The organism is Achromobacter veterisilvae, from assembly GCF_900496975.1.
In the GTDB taxonomy this organism is placed as follows: Bacteria; Pseudomonadota; Gammaproteobacteria; order Burkholderiales; family Burkholderiaceae_B; genus Achromobacter; species Achromobacter veterisilvae.
Genome location: NZ_UFQC01000092.1, coordinates 1 through 1,477, shown reverse-complemented (window position 1 = coordinate 1,477; position 1,477 = coordinate 1). Strand labels below are relative to the sequence as shown.

Sequence of the window (1,477 nt, the reverse complement as noted above, 5' to 3'; positions counted from 1 at the left end):
GGCAATGTCCCAGGCGTAGTTGAAGGTTGAAGGCGGCGGTTCGCCAGTGGAATCCGAGAGAATCGGGTTTCCAGGACCAACCTCCCGAACAGGGAACCAAGGAGAACCGCCACATGAAGCCTGGCAAGAAGAAGGCCCCGAAGGCCAGCGCGCCGTTGAACATCGTCGCCAAGCAGAACGAAGACCGGCTGCGGGCCTGTTTCGCCGAGAACAGTCAGCTCCTGCTGCCAATACTCGATCTGATCCAGAACACCCGCGCGAGCATTGACGAGCTGATGTACGACGCTGGCCGCGGCCTGGTCGAGCAGTTGCTGGTGATCTCGGCGACGGAAGTCGCCGGCGAGAAGCACCCTGGCCGCAAAGGCGGCGAAGTCCGTTGGCACGGCTCGCAACGCGGCCAGATCGTGATGGACGAGCGCAAATTGAACGTCGAGCGGCCACGCCTGCGGCGGCGAGGCGGCGGCGAAGTGCCGATCCCCGCCTACGAGCAGTTGAACCAGAATCCGCGGCTCGCCGAGCGCGTGCACGACATCATGGTCACGGGCGTGTCCACGCGCAAATATGCCAAGGTGCTGCCCGAGATGGCCGGCACGGTGGGCATCTCCAAGAGCAGCGTCTCGCGCGAGTTCATCCAGGCCAGCCAGAGGGCGCTCACCGAGCTGATGGGCCGGCGCTTCGACGATCACGACTTCCTGGCGATCTACCTGGACGGCATCATCGTCGGCACGCGGCACGTTATCGCGGCCATCGGCGTGGACAGCGCCGGCAAGAAACATCTGATGGGGCTCGTGAGCGGTTCGAGCGAGAACGCCCAGGTCGTCAAGGATCTGTTGCGCGGGTTGATCGATCGCGGCTTGTCCACGGAGCTGGAATATCTGTTCGTGATCGACGGTTCCAAGGCGCTGCGTTCGGCGATCGACGAACTCTTCGGCGAGCGTGCCCACGTGCAGCGCTGTCGAACGCACAAGCTGCGCAATGTCCTCGATCGCCTGCCCAAAGAATGCATCTCGCAAACCGCAGCGATCATGAAAGCGGCCTACAAGCTGCCGGCCAAGGACGGCATGGCCAAGCTCGAGACGCACGCAGCGTGGCTCAAGGCCGAGCACCCGGATGCCTCGGCGGCGCTGCTCGAAGGGCTGGAGGAAACGTTCACGGTCAACGAGCTGGGCCTGACGCCGGCGCTCATGCGCGGGCTGTCGACGACCAACCTCATCGAGAACCCCAACGGCGCGGTACGTCGCGTCGCGGGGCGTGTGAAGCGCTATCGCGATGCCGACATGGCGGTGCGCTGGGCAGCAGCGGGGTTCCTGGAAGCCGAAAAGCACTTCCGGAAAATCCTCGGCGTGAGCGAGCTCTGGGTGCTCGCCGCCGCCCTGAAGCGTTCGCCCTCGAAATCCAACATTGACCATGATCGCAAGGTCGCATAATCTATGCCGCACCCGCCGTCCCAACCTTCAACTGTCTGTGGGACATTGCC

General features: G+C 63.9%; 1 protein-coding gene. It reads left to right on the top strand.

Going from position 1 to position 1,477, the window contains the following annotated elements; translation table 11 throughout:
- Positions 1–113 precede the first annotated feature (113 nt).
- Positions 114–1,427, top strand: coding sequence for an IS256-like element IS931 family transposase (locus tag AVE30378_RS32430; protein WP_046543550.1), 1,314 nt, complete (start codon positions 114–116; stop codon positions 1,425–1,427).
- The last annotated feature ends 50 nt before the right edge of the window (positions 1,428–1,477 follow it).

Excerpts from the sequence above, each read along its gene's own strand:
- AVE30378_RS32430 (WP_046543550.1), top strand. The coding sequence starts at position 114 with ATGAAGCCTGGCAAGAAGAAGGCCCCGAAGGCCAGCGCGCCGTTGAAC.